We start from the raw sequence: 15,659 nt of genomic DNA, 5'->3' as shown, positions 1-15,659 counted from the left end.
GAAAGGAGGAACGTCTCACCAGCAGGACACCCCGACAAACAGCCCCAATCAGGGGGCGGCATCATCTCGGAACAAGGGGGCGGTTAATTCTCGGAATTGGGGGGCGGCATCATTTCGGAATGCGGGGGCGGATTGCCTCGGAATCCGCAGGCGATGGGCCTCTAGCCAGAGCCAGCTTGAGCGCCCTACGGTCTTGGTGGGGTTCTTCTTTGCCATAAGGTTTCGGCGCCTTTGATTATTTGGACGGCGCACAGAGCGCTCGACTCTTCCGCAGTTCTAATGCAAGCTGAGATTGATTACGCGCTGTGGGGGATGCAGCATGTGGGACGCCATTCAGTACGTCGGAGGCGCAATGACGCTTGTTGCGTTTATTGTAGCCGCGACCCTTCAGGCCTATAACTCGCGTTTGAAAAGCGTTCGCAAAACGCTTGAATCTGTTCCTGCTGAACAGCGCCTTGAAGCTACGAAAGTAGCGGCGGAGTACATCAACGTTAATACGTCAGAGCTTCCTGCAGGGAAAAAGTTCGACATTGTTATGCAGCAACTTCGGTTGAAAGAACAGCGACAATGGCAAGTAACAATATCGGCACTTGTAGTCGCTTTTCTTTTGAGCGGCTTAACCCTCGCCGCCATCTTGAGAGGTCCGACCAACATCCCATCGACACCCCCCGCCCCGAGTCCCGATCCCGCACCGACTGTTCAGGAATTCGTGGTTTGCAACGTTGACGTTGACAACGTTGACAAATGTCCACCTTACGACTTCGTACGACATATAGGCCATTCTGCCAGTCAGGCCGACATCGGCAACTTGGCGAACGAACTGTGCCCGCAGCGAGGCCTCAAGGTTGCCTCTCCCTATGGCTTCATGCGCTCTGATCGCGGCGGAGGCCAATGGGGCGTAAACGAAATCGTCATCCGGTGTGAAGGCTGATCGTTCGTCCGGCTGTCCCCGCAACCCAAATTTGGACGGACCGAACTCTGTGGATTGTGCGGTTTGCAATCTGCGAGCCTTGCGACTCACGGTTATCAATCGTTTGCTGCGCCCTCCAAGCAAGAAGGAGACAAAGATGAAAACGACTGAAGACTGCATTATGATAGCGGCTGCAGGCGGGGGGCTTGATCTTACCAATGCCGGCAAGACAACCGAAGATTTGATACGCATAGCCGCAGCTGCCTCTGGCAAAGGAGCTGTGATCTGGGTTCCAGGTTCGAAGACAACCCAAGATCTGATCAGAATTTCTTCTGCGGGCAAAGGCTGCGTAATGGTCCGCTTTGACTGAATGACGGTAGCTGGAGCATACCAGCTACCGCTTCACTCTCCCGCCACCCAGCAGTACCTGCACACCTCCGGAGAGCGGCTGCGACTATAAGTGGGCTCCTAAGCGGGGTACCGCTGTTTCCCCTTTGCTGACCTGCATTTAGTGGCCTCGACTCTTTCAGGTTTAGGATGCAAGCTGCGATTGCTGCTTTTCTCCCTTGGGATTGTGGGCGTGGGGGAGTCGACGGGGGCGAGTGCAATGGACGAAGATGTTCAACTGCAGGCAGTGGTTCCGGCAGAACCAGCGCAAGCAAAGGGGATTTTTGCTCGCCTAACGTCTTGGATTGCAGAAAATTGGTTCAAAGTTTTACAGGGCACAGGCGCGATTGCATTCATTTTCACAGCTGTAGTGACAGGCGCCAACAGGATCTGGACGACACGCGAGTTCGCTCTGATCAACTACAATGACGTCCCGTTCTTTGTGGGCTCGGCGATTGTTCCGTTTCGTCATCCAAATGACTGCATCTCTGCCGTAGATGATTGGGCTAAGATGGGGAACGCTGAAGTTTCTGCTCATCCTATGAACACCTTAACCCGGGTCCTTCGGCTGGACGGCACCTGGATGCAGGTGACTTGCATAGGCGGTCAGGAAGAGCATTCATTTGCAGTTATTGCCGCCCTCAACCAGGACAACAGCAATTTGATCCGCGACGCGCAGGACCTCCAAAGCAGTATAAGCAAGGCCGATACAGAGAGCAGTTTCTCGTATGCTCCGACTAAACCCTGGCTTAGGCCCAATATTGGGTCCTCTACCTTCGAGGCTTCAATCGCGCTAACCGACCCTGAGCTACAGGAACTTAATCAGATGGGGACCCTTCCCCTGAAAGTTAGAAGGCACTTTTCCCAAAACGGCTTCAACCAAGCCCAATGCTTCCAGGGAACTTGCAGTTTTTTTAAGCCGGGCTTCTCGATAATTGTCTCGACAAAGAGGCTTGAAGACAAAAATGCGCTTCAGCTTGACGCCTTCATCGTTGCAACCTCAGAAATTATCGGGACAAGTTCACTTGGGATGAATCTCGAAAGCACTTTTTCGTTCTTGCAGGCTATGCCGGGAATCCAAAACTTGCAGGCAATTGGCAGAGACGACCGAGACTTCTAGGCGCATTTCTTCCATCGCGCGGTTTGCTGGGGAACCGCGGTGGACCGTCGCTCTGCGCACTGTACATCCACCAAATCAGTGCGCAGATATTACCAAACAGTTATGCGTTTGCAAGCGGATCACCCGAGTTTCAACAATTGATCCATTGTTTGCATAACCAAAGCGCGGGATGACGGTGCCCTGAGGCTCCGATTTAGGCCGCCGGCCAACTCGGAATACTGGGCATTGCGGATCTTGCGGCTTGCTCTCGATGCAGCCTTCTTGATCTCCATCATCTCTCGATCGACTTCCTCCTGGCGCATCCGCAAGGCCTTCTCCAGCAGGTACTTCTGGTCCTCCTCCCAGACCATGTAGCGGAGGCGATCAATCACTTCTTGCGGGAAGCTGAAAGGCTCGGGAGCGTCGCCGTAGGTCCGGCTGTACTTCAGAAGCTTCCCAACGCCTTCGACAGCCTCGACCGGGACGAAGCGCTGGGTCGGCAGGTTCACGAACACATACCCGGTGAAGATCGGGAAGCGCCGCTCGATCAACTTCTTGTTCCGATGGTGCTTCACGACGATCCGGTAGGTCGGCATGAAGGATTCGAAGCCCGCATTGGCGAGGTTGCGCTCGATGAGGCTCAGGCACGGGGCCCTTTCGTCGCCGGCGGGTGCCGATGGCGAGCGCTGAGATCCTGGCGCTGCCTTGACCGCGAACCAAAGATCAGCGACTGGCCCCCACTGGCCGGCCTGGCCTTCATCGTGGCGAGCTTTACGGAACCTAAGTTCCTCGGCCCGCGTCTCCTTCGCCAACTGGTCTTCCTTGTACGGATTGAAGGCTCGACTGAGGGTCTGCATGTTCAAATCTTGATATCCTTCAGCTGGTTCATGATTGAGCTGCGGCGCTGTTGTCCAGCCGCTCGGGCTTGCTCGCGCTGAGCCTTTGTAGGTTGGAGGCCCATCGTCACCTGTCGCACCGTGAAGCCCTTGCGCTTCAGCGCTTCGACTTCAGCCATGCAGTCCTCGCTGTCGGCGTGCGCGAGGTGATGGTCTTTTCGGCCGTTCTCGATGCGATCGATCCGCCAGTTCCTGAAAAGCTGCCCTGGCATTTGATAGTACTCGTAGGCGACTCGGACAGGCATCGGCCGGAAACCCTTGGTCGCCGTCTTGATGCGCTCGGCATTCACCTTGCCGAGCAGCTTTTCCATCATGCGCTGCTGCACGTCCTCGGGGAGCTCGTCGACCATAGACATCAATGTTCACCTCGCGTGGCCTTCTCGGCCAAGTAGGTTGCAGGATCGATACGTTTGACGTCAGAGGCGGCACCAAACGTACCAAGCTTGTAGTCTCGGAACTTCCGCTCGCCTTCCGGATCGAACTTCGCGGCCGCGATACTACGAACCCAACCAGCAGCCTTGCCGGCATTCGCCATTATCTGACGATCCTGGCGCTCCTGCTGACGTTTGGCCTTACGGCGCCCCTTCTTCGACTTCGGCGTTTCTGGCTTTCCCCACAGCACACGCTTGTTGCTCTTCGGCTTGGCCGGTCGATTGGCTTCGTTGTCGAGGCGATCGAGAGCCTTCCAGGCGGCGGCGTTAGTGTCGAAAGGACCGTCCACCACCTTGCCGCGCTGGTCGGTGATTTCGAATTGGCCATCGTCGTTGCGGGTGACGTTCAGGATCATGCGTCTCTCCCGTGGCTCTTCAGGAAGTCAGGCAAGGTCCAATCGGATCGCCCGCCCTCGCTCATGCTCTGGGCAAACTCTTCGCTCGTCGGCTCGTTCATGGCGCGCGGCACTTTCGTCTCGATGGCACGCTTGACCTCCTCCCGCATTTCCTCGGGCCAAAGCAGGTGCACAGGCTCGCCGCGCATCGCAGCATCAACGAAGGCGTCGACGGTCGGCTGATTGCCGATCACATCGCGAAACCGCTTGTCGATAGCCTTGGCCGTATTGCTGTTGGGGTGGTGCTTCTTTCGGTCCACTACAGTCCAACCGAAGATCCGAAAGCCAACGAAATCGAGATACTGATAGGCTTCTGCCTCGGTCATTTTTGGAAGGGCGGAAATGCTCATATCGCACCGCCGGTCGACCGAACGCTTAGTAGAAAGAATTTTGCTACAATATAACTATACACACCTCTCTCCTTTTCTCTGTGCCTCTGTCATCACAGCAGTCTCACAATCGGGGGATCGTTCTTTCCTCTTCCCCCCGGGTGGACGATTTCTAGAAAACCTCGACCAACGAGGACATCGCGTGCAGCGCGAAAGGTCGGAACACTCACGCCCATCGCCTTTGCCATGCCTTGACCAAGCTGGAACGGGCCGCCGTCGCGGTACGAGTTTTCCATTCGTAAGGTAATCAGCAGGGAGAGCGCGAGCGGAACATCCCACAGGTGATCCTTGTCGCTCCTGAAGATGACCGCCGATGCTTCGCCGCCGCTCACCATGAGACGGCCGGCCAATTTGTACTTCCAAGCCGAGTTGGCGACGCTGAGGACCTCATCCGAATGCATCGGCTCGGCGAACTGTAGATTTGCCTGGGAAACCATCTGGATTAGTTCCTCCTGGGTAGTGGCGTTTCGGGCTTGGCGCAGCGCGCGGCGAAAGAGCGAATTGTTGCGCCCATCACCGTCCCGCATGGTGTTTGAGCGAAGGCTGGGCTTGTCGCTACGTTCAGCCGTCTTCGGATCGATCCGGAAAGTGAGCGCTGGCTTGATGACGTTGGCCATCGTCGGCAGGTTATCGAGATCATCCATCTTTCCTTGAATGATCTGATACCGACCTCGGGCGCCGATCGAGGGCGGGGCAACGACATACCCATCACCAAGGATATCAACCGGTCGCTCTGGGTCTGGACGGATATGACGGCTTTCCCCGCTGTTGCGGTACCACGCCTGAAAGTGGCCGGACCCGCTTCGAACGATGAATGGCGTTTGCCCGTGGCGGGAAAGCCCGTCGGCAAGCTCACGCTCGTCTGTCGTATCAACGTCGAGGATCGTGAGCCCGTTGCGTTTACACGCAATCCCCAGCGCGTTATGCGCCGGGAACTTCAGTGCGAGTTGGCTGCTGGTGGGGAGACCTATCTTGAGGTAGCCTTTCACCGCTGGCTTTTTGTGCTTCTCGTCGACAACAACGGGGAAAGAACTGATCCCGTGAGCAGCATACTGGGGTTGCCATTCCGCAAACGCACCCATTACGCAGCGCCGCCCTCCAGTACGCGCAGGTCAGAGCATAAACGATACTTCGCATGTGTCCCTGGGAAGTCGCCGCCGTGAGGCTCATGTTCGGTCTCTATCGCGAAGCCGGCACCCCGCAAGCGATACACGTAGTGCGCCCATCGGGGGCCAGGATGAGTGAGAGGGGTGCATCCGTTCTTGCCGGCCTTGATGAGATTTTTCAACGCCCACGCGTTGCGCCCAACAACAGTAATCGGTTGACCAACCGACTCTCCGTTATCAATGATCTCGACTCGTATGCATGTACGTGCTTTAGATTGGCTGCTCATCGGCGCTCCTGTAATGCTGATGGGAGAGGAGAGGTCCCCTTCGGGGTGATTTCGAAAAACAGCGGCATGGGTTTTCTGAGTTTGGCGACCGTTAACCCATGCCGTTTTTCGTTGAGTGGTTTATTCATGCAGCTCCTTTCGTTGGCGTCTCGGGGAGCGAGTTAAGCCAATCATCAGCGTCTACCTTTCTGATCAAGGTCCGCTTTCCAGCCTTCCTCACTCGAAGACGCCCCGCCCCTATTTCCTCGTACGTGAACGTTCGCCCGATACCATAGAGCGTGCAGAACTCGGGTATGGTTAGGGCAGCTTTGTCAGGTTCCATGTCATCTCCATTAAAACCCAGTGACTGTCTCAAAGTGGCCCAGGCGACTAAGTACGAACCTGAACTCTACTTCGAACAATGACGTACAATACTGTATTCATGCGCCCACATAGGAGCTAACCGCCGGTTCATCCACAAGGAATTTTGTTCTCGTTATGTTTCCATTTATTCCTATGATTTTGTCAACACACCCTTTTTAGCGGCACAACAGCGCAACTGCGATCTATTGAGCAGTAATTAGCCCACGCTCTCATCAACTTACGACGCTTATCTAATGCGTCACTTCGGCGATAAGCTGCTTCGACTTTGTTCCCAACAACATGTGCGAGCGCAGCCTCTGCGAGGTCGCGTGGGAAGCTAGTTGAATCCCCGGCCCAATCGCGAAAACTGGATCGAAATCCGTGTACTGTCACATCTACTTTCATTCTTCTCAAAAGCATTTCCATCGACATGTTCGACAGTGGTCGACGCGGACGCTGTCCAAAGAAAACAAAATCCCCGATGCGCACCTCCAACAGGCTTTTGATGATTGCTAACGCTTGTGGAGATAGCGGCACCCGATGCTCCTCCCTCGCCTTCATACGACTTGCCGGAACAATCCAGACCGCGGCTTCGAGGTCGAACTCCTCCCATCGCGCCCCGAGCACTTCGTTCGATCGAGAAGCCGTGAGGATTAGGAACCGAAGGGCCTTGGCGGCCATGGCGTCCGAGAGCGACTTATAAAAGGCCGGAAGGTCTCGATAATCCATCGCGTCGTGATGCTTCACGCTTTCTTTTTTTCGCATCGGCAGCGCGTTCTTCAGATGACCATTCCACCTTGCAGGATTGTCCCCAGACCGCCATCCTTTAGCCTTTGCGTAGTCGAGGACCTTTTCTATGCGTCCACGTAGCCTAGAGGCGGTCTCCGGTTTTTTCTGCCATATCGGTGTCAGGACCTGCAGCACGTGCTCGGTGTCGATTTCCTGCACCGCAAGCTTGCGCAGCTTTCCGCAATAGGTGTTTCCAAGGGTCATTTCCCATTGAGCGACATGCTTTGGGTTCGACCAGCTTGGCTTCATGATGCCAACGAACTCATCTGCAACAGAGCCAAAGGTTTCCAGCTTAAGGGCTGCTTTCCGATCCGACGCTTCCATGAAGGGGTCGCCTTTGCGGCCGAGAATATCGCGGATCTCCTGCGCCTTTTCGCGAGCTTGCTTCAGAGAAACCAGCTCAGCCTTGCCAGATTTCCCGGCGGACCCAAGGCCCATTTCGTATCGCTTTGCGGAGATGACCCACATGAACACCCAGGACTTGGCACTGTTCTTTGACACATTGAGATAGAGGCCCCCGCCATCGCTGTGGCGACCTGCCTTCAACCTGTCTGATGAAACAAAGGAAGCTGAGAGTTTATTGAGCCCGCGCGCCAATCCGATCCCCACTTGTTTCCCCACTTTCAGTGCTGGCTACAAGCGAATCATAGCGAATTTGCGTAAACAATGAAAGGTAGATTACCTTTTATTTTCAAGGTGATAACGGACGCTTGCGAACTGTTGCGGACACCAATTCGCCTGACACCTCTTCCGCCAAGTTTTTTATTCATAACACTGATATCAGACGATTTTCATCGATAGCTCGTTCTCGCTTGCTATCTTAGATTGCGCCATGCTGGGAATGAGAGGAGAAACCCATACGGGTGACCGAGGCTCGGCGATCCATAGGAGAATTCAACGCAGTAGCCGCGGATGATCCACAGGACTATCATGTCTTACCGATGAGAAGAAATTACTGCGATGAACCGACGCCGCGCGACTATCTGGGTCCTGTCTGTCATCGTTGCCGTTAGTCTGATGCTCGACGGACCATCCGCCGTTGCTCATTATCAGGCTGACCGCAGGGACAATAGCTTCGTCATCATCGCAAATGAAAGTGTGGTCGACGCTCTCAACGAGCTTCAGGCACATGTTCTGAGCGGCCCGATACTCGCGAGCGTAATCACTGCGAGCCGCGATGAGGCCATCCACAAGGCTTTGCCGATACCTGCACACATTCGCCGTCAGTTGACCGGCTATGCCAGCGAAGACTCAATGAATCGCGTCAGATACAAAATCAATAACGACAGCTCCTTCAGCCTTGCCTACTTGCTGGAGCATGGCGGTTTTGCAGATGCAGTTACCCTAATCGATGTCGTTGTGTTCAGAGACCCGCGTGTAGCCGCGAGTCCCTGTGCGTGGGCCCATGAGTTGACGCATGTCGACCAATTCCGGGAATGGGGGGTGGAGGGTTTTGCCGTCCGATATGCGCGGGATTGGCGGACGGTCGAAAGTCAAGCTTATGCCAAAGGTGACGGCTACGACCGTTGGAAGCATCAACAGAAAGAATTCCCCAGCCTTGATGTCGATCACAAATGCAGCCTGAAATGATCGGAGTCGAGCGCCAGGCAAACGCTGCCCAAGGAGCGAGGCGCTTGGGCTAGCCAGACAAACATTCCACTGATGATCCAACCTCGACCTTCCTGAGAACTCTCTGAATTTCGAGGATCTTGTCCTTCATCAGGACCAGGAAATGGAGTTCATCCAGGCGCGAGCGCTCTTGGTGCGCACCTAACTCTCGGTAATTCGCCGCTCCTCGTCCAAAGCCACGGCAAGCTGCTTCCAGTCGAGATCCTCCTGCAGTTCAAGATACTGGCTAGGACCGACACGATCCGCGTCGCGCAGTTCGTCGAGGCGTTTGCGTTGCGCCAGTACAGCGGCAAGGGCCAGATCACGACGGCGTGCTGGCAAAGACCCAGGGCCACTCTCGCAGATTTCTCGATAGGCTAGTCTGATGGCCTCGACCTCCGGGCCCTTCTCGCCTTCAAGGCGGCCAAGGGCAGCCTGGGCAAGAGACTTGCGTGCCATGTGGATTTCCTGCCTCGACTTGTCCTCCCTCCCGAGCTTCAGGAGGCGGATCATGGGCGCGAGAGTCGCGCCCTGGATGACCAGTGTTGCGAGCACGACCGAGAAGGCCGTCAAAACCACGAGGTCTCGTTCGGGGAAGTCCGCGGGCAACACGAACGCGGTGGCAAGGGTAACCAGTCCGCGCATACCCGACCACCCAACCAGCAGCGTTTCACCATGTTCAAAGGGTGCGAGTTCATGACCGCGCCGATGCCGATAGCCAACAACCGCGTGAAAAAAGAATGCAATCGCCAAGCGCGACGCAATAACGCCTACGACGACGATCGCAGCGAACCCGATCGCCCTCTCCAGCTCGGCCGCCGACATGGCGCCAACAATGCGGCGGGCCTGCAGTCCCATCAGCAGAAAGGCAACCACGTTCAACAAGAAGACCACGGTCGTCCAGACGGCAAACGAGTGGACCCGCATGCGCGGAGGATCGTCGACCTTGGCAAGGGTAGCGAGTGTCATCGCACTTGCCACTGTTGCCAGCACGGCAGAGAGGTGCAGACGCTCGGCAATCAGCCACGTCGCGAATGCATAGACGAACTGAAGCAGCGTGCCGCCAACCGTATTGTCGGTGACGGTACGAAGTCGTGAAACCAGAAACCCGAAGGCAATTCCGAACAAAACTCCGCCCGGCGCCGCAAAAGCCATCCGCGCTACGGTTTCAGTTTCGAACCCGCCCCTCGCCTGGATGGTCAAAGCCGCGCTGAACAGCAGCAGCGCCGTAGCATCGTTGAACAGGCTTTCGCCTTTGAGAAGTGCGTCGACCCGGCGGTCGACCGGCAGATTGGACAGGACCGCGGTCGCCGCAGCTGCATCCGGCGGTGCGACGATCGCACCGAGAGTCACTGCCACCGCGATGGGCAACCCGACGGTAACTGCACTGATCGACACCACGACTCCAACCGTGAACAGCACTGCCACAACCGCGTAGACGAACAGCGGCACCAGCATGCGCCGCGCCGCGCCGAGGGGGAAGTCGTAGGCGGAATCGACAAGTACGGGGGCGATGAACAATGCAAGGGCGGTCGGAGGGTCGATGGGTATATCTGGCGCACCCGGCAACACCGCGACGGCAACGCCGGCTGCGGCGAGGATGCCGGGATACGGCAGCTGCATTCGTCTGGTTACCTGCAATAGCAGGATTGCGACAGCAAGCAGTGCAACGAGTGTTTCGAAGAATGTCATGCCCCGAATAGTAGCAGTCTTTAGCGCGCGTTGAAGAGGGATCGATTCCCTTGTAGAACCCGGTAGTAGAACCAGTCAAAGACGAGCGACGAGCGCCTCAAGGCGGAGCGGCGACCATGGATTACGACGTAGCGATTGTCGGTGCCGGCGCTGCTGGAATTGCGGCGGCACGGACCCTGTCCAGCGCCGGCTCCTCGGTCATCCTCCTAGAAGCGAGTGACCGCATCGGCGGTCGCGCCTGGACAATTGAGATCAGCGGAATGCCGCTCGACATGGGTTGTGGTTGGCTTCATTCGGCCGAACGCAATCCACTCGTCGAGATGGCTCGTGCTGCCGGGCTTACCATCGAAAGCGGCCCGACGGCATGGCGACGGCAGTGGCGCGATTTGGGCTTCACGCCGGAAGATCAGAAGGCGGCGGAAGCAGCGTGGGACGCATTCCAAACCCGCATTCGCAGCGATCGCCAACCAAGCGACCGTGCTTCCGATGCGCTGCCGGCAAACGCGGAATGGAATGCCTATTGCGACGCGACAAGCGGATACATGAATGGGACACCGCTCGAGCGGTTGTCGATCAAAGACTTCCTTGCATACGACAATGCCGCATCAGATGCCAATTGGCGGGTTCACGAAGGCTACGGCACTCTGATTTCTTCGAGCATACCTGATGTTGCATTGCGACCCTCGACACCTGTGCGCCGTATCGCGCTGTCCGATCGTGGCGTCCAGCTGGAGACCGACCGCGGTGCGATCAGCGCCCAGAAGGCTGTGATTACGTCGTCGACCAACGTCCTTGCCAACGGTGTGATCGCGTTCGATGCGGCAGTTGACGATCATCTTCACGCATCAAGCCAATTGCCGCTTGGCCTGGCAGACAAGCTATTCCTCGAACTGCACGGGAACCATGGCCTCGAGCCCGAGACCCATCTTCTCGGCGATCCCCGCAACGCCGAAACTGGCAGCTACTATATCCGTCCGCTTGGCCGACCGATTATCGAGGGCTTCTTCGGAGGCGCAGGTGCCCTGGTCATTGAGCGTGCGGGGCTGCTGGATGCGTTCGCTTTCGCGATTGAACAGTTGTCGTCCCTGCTGGGTAGCGGCATACGACGGCATCTGCGGCCACTGGCCGCGACTTCGTGGTGTCGTACCGATTGGATACGCGGTTCCTACAGTCATGCGCTCCCAAATCACTCCGATGCCCGCAACATATTGGCGCGCCCAGTCGATGATCGACTGTTCTTTGCGGGCGAGGCCACCCACATCTCGGATTTCTCAACGGCGCATGGTGCCTGGGAAAGTGGTATCAGGGCAGCCAACGAAGTCTTGCGCGGCTGACTTGAAGATGTCGTAGACGCCCTGCGTTGTTTGGGCGCTCAGGATTGATTGCGGCTTGAGGTCGTCATCGATATCGCGGCGAGCGTCTCTGCATCACGACCGTAAATGTCATCGAAATAGTGCACGACGCCGTCTGCAGTTGGCCATGCTGTAAAGTATGAGACATATACCGGAACTTCTTCCGGTGCCGGCATCTCCTTCTTTTCGCCATCGGCTATCTGTTGTGCAACAAATTCAACGGATGTTTTCAGAACCGCAGCCGCCATTGCGCGTGGGTTTTCCAACCGTACGCATCCGTGACTGAACATTCGATCCTGCGCGGCGAACTTTCCGCGCGCCGGAGTATCGTGCATGTATATGTCGTGAGGGTTCGGGAACAGTATCTTTAGCTGTCCGAGTGCATTGTCCGGCCCCGGCGGCTGAACAACGGAGATGTTCTCGAGAGGCTGGGCCCAATCGACCTTCGCGGAGGACATCGGCTTTCCATTTACAGAAACCTTGTAACCTTCCCTGTCGAGATATGCGGGGTCGCGCTTCAGATGCGGTAGCATCTCGTTGCGAATGATCGATTGCGGCACGCCCCAGTCGGGATTGAACTGAACAGTCTTGATCGAAGCATCGAAGAAGTTCGTCTGATGATCCTGTTGCCCGATTACGGCCTTCATCGAAAGTGCCAACTGACCCTGCTCATAGTAATACGCCATGTAAGCCGGTTGATTGATGAAGACATAGCGATCAGGAAACTCCTGAGGCAGCCAACGGATTTCCTCCATCGCAACAATGACCTTATCAATGTTGGCGGCGCTATCGCCTCCCTGACCCGACGATCGCAGCCAATGAAGTTCCGCTGCAAGCTGGGCGAACTTCGGATTGCTCGGCATAAGCCGGTCGACGACCGGCATCAGATCCGGATGGGCAGACAATTGGTCGATGGCCGCCTTCAGATCAACTTGCTTCCGCTTGAAGTCATAGTAGTTGGAGAGCTGGTTGGGATCGATCCGCCCGCGGTAGTTATCCTGCAGAAACATCAAGAACTCGCCGGACAGCGACGCTTCAAATAGGGCCAAAGACTTCGCGTATTCGGGCGAGCCCCGCGGAACCGTCTCAAACGTCGTGGCGACCGCATAGTCACTGGTGCTCAGGCCCCAATCATCCGCCTGCTTCAACAGGTTCAACGCCTGCACTGCCTTGGCGGTGGGACCTTTGCCATCGACCCAGATAAGTTTTGCTTTCGGATTGCCGTAATAGGCCTCAACTGCGTCCGCTATATCGTTGTTCATCACGATCGAGACGCCGCCCATCTCGCGCAGTACCCTTGATTGATTACCTCCCACAGTCTCAAACAGTGTCGAGAACGAACTGGCTCCCTGCCGAGAAATATGGACAGCCCGGCGCACAGGAACCGCGTAGGCATTTTTCGGGCTGGCCTGCTCGGCAAGCGCCGGCTGCGGCTCGGCCCTAACCTTGCCTTCCAACGCGGCAAACAGAACTAGACCGGCGAGCGCACCCGCGAAGAGTGTCAGTGTTCTCAGGGCCATCGGGTGTCCTCGAAACATTAAAGCAAGATCCGTGCGCTGCTACCGTTATGTTCTATGAGCCAGACTACAGCGCCGACATTCGGGCGGAAGATGGGCGGTATGGACCTCGGCATGCTGCCCCTTGTCTTCCTGCTTCTGAGAAGGGCCGACATGCAACAGCGTCAGCACCTGCTTCCTGACACCGAAGACGCCGGGTCGCGCGAGCATTCTGGTAATCCCACCCTATTTCCTCAAGGGCGAGTGTACTGACATCGTGGCACCGCTGGCGCCATGGGAGCGGCGCGCTCGCATTGTTCATGCAGTTCTGGCAGCCGTGGCGGATACGGCGAGAAGATGGCGCGCTCCCCCGATATCAGTGAAATGGTGGTTGCTGACTAACGGAGGTCATGTCCTCTCGCCGCCGCAGTGCCGAAAGGCCAGCCAGCTTTCGGTAAGGTCGCAGCCACGTCCTCGGCGCAGGATCGGGCGCGTTCATAGGGCTCGGCTATCATAAGCCCACTGAAGTAGTGCCTGTCGCTGCCGAGGACGGCAGAACCAGTCGTGGGGCTCGCAGTGGCGCCGTAGCTGCGATGCATGTCGCTTCATAGACTTCCAACGCCCAATCTGGCGTTCATCCTCGCCGGGTAACCTGCGACCTAGGAAATAGCGGCAGTACCATTGAAACCACCCGCGGGGATCGTCCGGATATATCCAGCCTTTGGCTCGCCAGACGCTAAGTGGTTGGCTGGCACCCACGCCGAAAAAATTCAAACTCGGATCATACCAGGATGAAATCTTGGCCGCGGCGAACCATTCTTTGGGGAATTCGTCCGCGCAATCGGTCATGTATTTGCCCCCGAATACACCTAGCCTTAGCATCTCCGCAGGTGTCAGTTCCGGTGCAAAGCCCTGGTGGAAGTCTTGGCCCGTGGGCGCGGTCAGAGGATATCGATAACCCTGCTGCATCCGATCTTTCACTTCAACCCACGAAATGACCATCGGTGATCTCCCTACTCGCATACATCATCGACTGATCTTCATAATGGGACAGGCGAGTGATGCCTGCTACTTTAACTGAAACATTTCGATGTGGGCTTGCTCGTATCGAGGTTGAGGCGCGGCTGAGACCAGCCACAACATTTCGCGGATATCGCCGTTAGATATCGATTTGCGCCACCAGAACTGCCTGCCTGCATTAAAGTTCCCTCGCTCAACGTCGAGGTTCAAAGACGGAGAACTTGCTTCGGACAATCATAAGCCATGGTGGTCAGACTGGTGGAAACGCCGAAACCCTTGGCTCCATGGGCGACGAGATCTGCGTTGTTCCGAAGATTGACGGCATCGATGCTCTTCGTCGCAAAAGCCATCTGCGACTGATAGTCGATCATGATCAGCGTGTAATCCTTCGGCGTGAGGAACTGAAGCCTGGCAGCCGTAGCGGAGCTAATGAATTTGCCGGCTGGCGACGCCGAGGCAAGGCGCAGGGCTGCGAGCGGTCACAACGGCTGGAATTGCGACCGCAGATTTGTCGTTACGCAGTTCGCATGGCCAGTTACGCAGCCGTGGAACTTGTCTGCTCCGTTGCGCCTTTCAGAAGCTTGACGAGGGCCTGCGCACCTGAGGTGGACGAGGCAGGGTTCTGGCCGGTGATAAGCCGACCGTCGGTGATGGCAAAGGGTTGCCAGTTGTCTTTCTTCTCGAAAAGTCCGCCGAGCCGTTTCAGTTCATCCTCAACAAGGAATGGCACGACGTTGGTCAGTTGAACCTCCTCCTCCTCGGTGTTGGTGAACCCTGTGACGCGCTTTCCCTTGACGATCGGCTCCCCCTTGTAGGTCACGCGATGCAAGACGCCAGGCGCGTGGCACACCGCCGCGACAGGCTTTCCGGCGTTATAGAAGGATTCGATCAAGGTGATTGAGTCCGGATCCTCGGCAAGATCCCACATCGGCCCGTGGCCGCCAGGATAGAAGACCGCGTCGAAATCGTCCGACCGCATATCCTTCAGCTTTTTCGTCGTCGCGAACACCTGCTGCGCGTCCGGATCTTTCTTGAAGCGAGCCATCGCGGCGGTCTGGTTTTCGGGCAGATCGCTCTTCGGGTCGACTGGCGGTTGACCGCCCTTCGGCGAGGCGAGCGTCAGATCGATGCCGGCGTCGCGAAAGACGTAATATGGTGCTGCGCCTTCCTCGAGCCAGAAGCCCGTCTTGCGGCCGGTGCTTCCGAGTATGTCATGCGATGTGAAAACCATCAGGATCTTCATCTGTCGGCTCCTTCCTTTGCCGTTACGCAGCGAAACCGGCTGCATTAGGAAAGTATGCCGACGATTGCCAGGAAGCGCACTTGCACGTTGGTATTGGCAACACCTTGGTATTGGGTAACACCGTGCGCTGAAAACCCTCGTTCGCGCAGTACCTGAAGCGAAGCCAGACGACGGTAACCGCGATCCACTAGGGCCAAACCGGAGCGACGATGTTCTC

17 protein-coding genes and 1 pseudogene are annotated in these 15,659 nt (G+C 56.7%); 5 read left to right on the top strand and 13 right to left on the bottom strand.

All coding sequences use genetic code 11. The features are described from left to right. Positions 1-352 precede the first annotated feature (352 nt). The 3 genes from AC1DPR_RS20800 to AC1DPR_RS20790 all read left to right on the top strand — a co-directional run bounded on the left by AC1DPR_RS20800 (position 353) and on the right by AC1DPR_RS20790 (position 2,417). Positions 353-931 carry a hypothetical protein gene (locus AC1DPR_RS20800; protein ID WP_477817069.1) on the top strand — a complete coding sequence of 193 codons (579 nt, stop codon included), beginning with the start codon at positions 353-355 and terminating at the stop codon, positions 929-931. Positions 932-1,067: 136 nt separating this feature from the next. Beyond that, positions 1,068-1,280 carry a hypothetical protein gene (locus AC1DPR_RS20795; protein ID WP_477817068.1) on the top strand — a complete coding sequence of 71 codons (213 nt, stop codon included), beginning with the start codon at positions 1,068-1,070 and terminating at the stop codon, positions 1,278-1,280. Positions 1,281-1,517: 237 nt separating this feature from the next. After that, positions 1,518-2,417 (top strand): hypothetical protein, encoded by a 900-nt coding sequence (locus tag AC1DPR_RS20790; RefSeq protein WP_477817067.1) that lies wholly within the window; start codon positions 1,518-1,520, stop codon positions 2,415-2,417. A 119-nt stretch (positions 2,418-2,536) separates the two neighbouring features. Here AC1DPR_RS20790 and AC1DPR_RS20785 read toward each other — a convergent pair whose 3' ends face one another. The 8 genes from AC1DPR_RS20785 to AC1DPR_RS20750 all read right to left on the bottom strand — a co-directional run bounded on the left by AC1DPR_RS20785 (position 2,537) and on the right by AC1DPR_RS20750 (position 7,628). After that, entirely contained in the window at positions 2,537-3,253 is a 717-nt protein-coding gene (locus AC1DPR_RS20785) for a transcription termination/antitermination NusG family protein (protein WP_477817071.1), read from the bottom strand. Positions 3,254-3,255: 2 nt separating this feature from the next. Further along, on the bottom strand, positions 3,256-3,648 hold the full coding sequence (locus AC1DPR_RS20780) for a hypothetical protein (protein WP_477817066.1): 393 nt from the start codon (positions 3,646-3,648) through the stop codon (positions 3,256-3,258). Continuing rightward, positions 3,648-4,079, bottom strand: a complete 432-nt coding sequence (locus AC1DPR_RS20775; protein WP_477817065.1) for a hypothetical protein — start codon at positions 4,077-4,079, stop codon at positions 3,648-3,650. Before AC1DPR_RS20775 ends, AC1DPR_RS20780 begins: the two co-directional genes overlap by 1 nt. Beyond that, a complete protein-coding gene (locus tag AC1DPR_RS20770; RefSeq protein ID WP_477817064.1) occupies positions 4,076-4,468 on the bottom strand; it encodes a Rossmann-fold NAD(P)-binding domain-containing protein in 393 nt (130 codons plus the stop codon). The genes AC1DPR_RS20775 and AC1DPR_RS20770 overlap by 4 nt, the downstream gene beginning before the upstream one ends. A 92-nt stretch (positions 4,469-4,560) precedes the next feature. Then, on the bottom strand, positions 4,561-5,589 hold the full coding sequence (locus AC1DPR_RS20765) for a bifunctional DNA primase/polymerase (protein WP_477817063.1): 1,029 nt from the start codon (positions 5,587-5,589) through the stop codon (positions 4,561-4,563). Next, positions 5,589-5,900 (bottom strand): winged helix domain-containing protein, encoded by a 312-nt coding sequence (locus tag AC1DPR_RS20760; protein ID WP_477817062.1) that lies wholly within the window; start codon positions 5,898-5,900, stop codon positions 5,589-5,591. The genes AC1DPR_RS20765 and AC1DPR_RS20760 overlap by 1 nt, the downstream gene beginning before the upstream one ends. Before the next feature lie 124 nt (positions 5,901-6,024). Then, entirely contained in the window at positions 6,025-6,222 is a 198-nt protein-coding gene (locus tag AC1DPR_RS20755; protein ID WP_477817061.1) for a helix-turn-helix domain-containing protein, read from the bottom strand. A gap of 182 nt (positions 6,223-6,404) precedes the next feature. Next, complete coding sequence (locus tag AC1DPR_RS20750) at positions 6,405-7,628, bottom strand: tyrosine-type recombinase/integrase (RefSeq protein ID WP_477817060.1); 1,224 nt, start codon at positions 7,626-7,628, stop codon at positions 6,405-6,407. Between the two features lie 363 nt (positions 7,629-7,991). Between AC1DPR_RS20750 and AC1DPR_RS20745 the strand changes: the two genes are divergently transcribed. Next, positions 7,992-8,621, top strand: coding sequence for an eCIS core domain-containing protein (locus AC1DPR_RS20745; RefSeq protein WP_018855065.1), 630 nt, complete (start codon positions 7,992-7,994; stop codon positions 8,619-8,621). Between the two features lie 180 nt (positions 8,622-8,801). Here the strand turns inward: AC1DPR_RS20745 and AC1DPR_RS20740 are convergent, their stop codons facing one another. Next, entirely contained in the window at positions 8,802-10,331 is a 1,530-nt protein-coding gene (locus tag AC1DPR_RS20740; protein ID WP_477817059.1) for a cation:proton antiporter, read from the bottom strand. Between the two features lie 116 nt (positions 10,332-10,447). On the opposite strand from AC1DPR_RS20740, the gene AC1DPR_RS20735 reads away from it, so the two are divergent. Continuing rightward, complete coding sequence (locus AC1DPR_RS20735) at positions 10,448-11,665, top strand: flavin monoamine oxidase family protein (RefSeq protein ID WP_477817058.1); 1,218 nt, start codon at positions 10,448-10,450, stop codon at positions 11,663-11,665. A 38-nt stretch (positions 11,666-11,703) separates the two neighbouring features. On the opposite strand, the gene AC1DPR_RS20730 is transcribed toward AC1DPR_RS20735, so the two are convergent. From AC1DPR_RS20730 to AC1DPR_RS20715, 4 genes and pseudogenes are all read right to left on the bottom strand, one after another. Continuing rightward, positions 11,704-13,203, bottom strand: a complete 1,500-nt coding sequence (locus AC1DPR_RS20730; protein WP_018855069.1) for a L,D-transpeptidase family protein — start codon at positions 13,201-13,203, stop codon at positions 11,704-11,706. Positions 13,204-13,674: 471 nt separating this feature from the next. After that, positions 13,675-14,181, bottom strand: a complete 507-nt coding sequence (locus AC1DPR_RS20725) for a hypothetical protein (protein WP_018855071.1) — start codon at positions 14,179-14,181, stop codon at positions 13,675-13,677. 257 nt (positions 14,182-14,438) lie between these two features. Then, positions 14,439-14,570 (bottom strand): annotated as a pseudogene (locus AC1DPR_RS20720) (hydrolase); the annotation flags it as partial. 164 nt (positions 14,571-14,734) lie between these two features. Then, on the bottom strand, positions 14,735-15,442 hold the full coding sequence (locus AC1DPR_RS20715) for a type 1 glutamine amidotransferase domain-containing protein (protein ID WP_018855073.1): 708 nt from the start codon (positions 15,440-15,442) through the stop codon (positions 14,735-14,737). Between the last annotated feature and the right edge of the window lie 217 nt (positions 15,443-15,659).

It is taken from the genome of Rhizobium sp. 01T417, from assembly GCF_056398905.1.
This window is presented reverse-complemented; position numbering and strand designations above follow the sequence as displayed.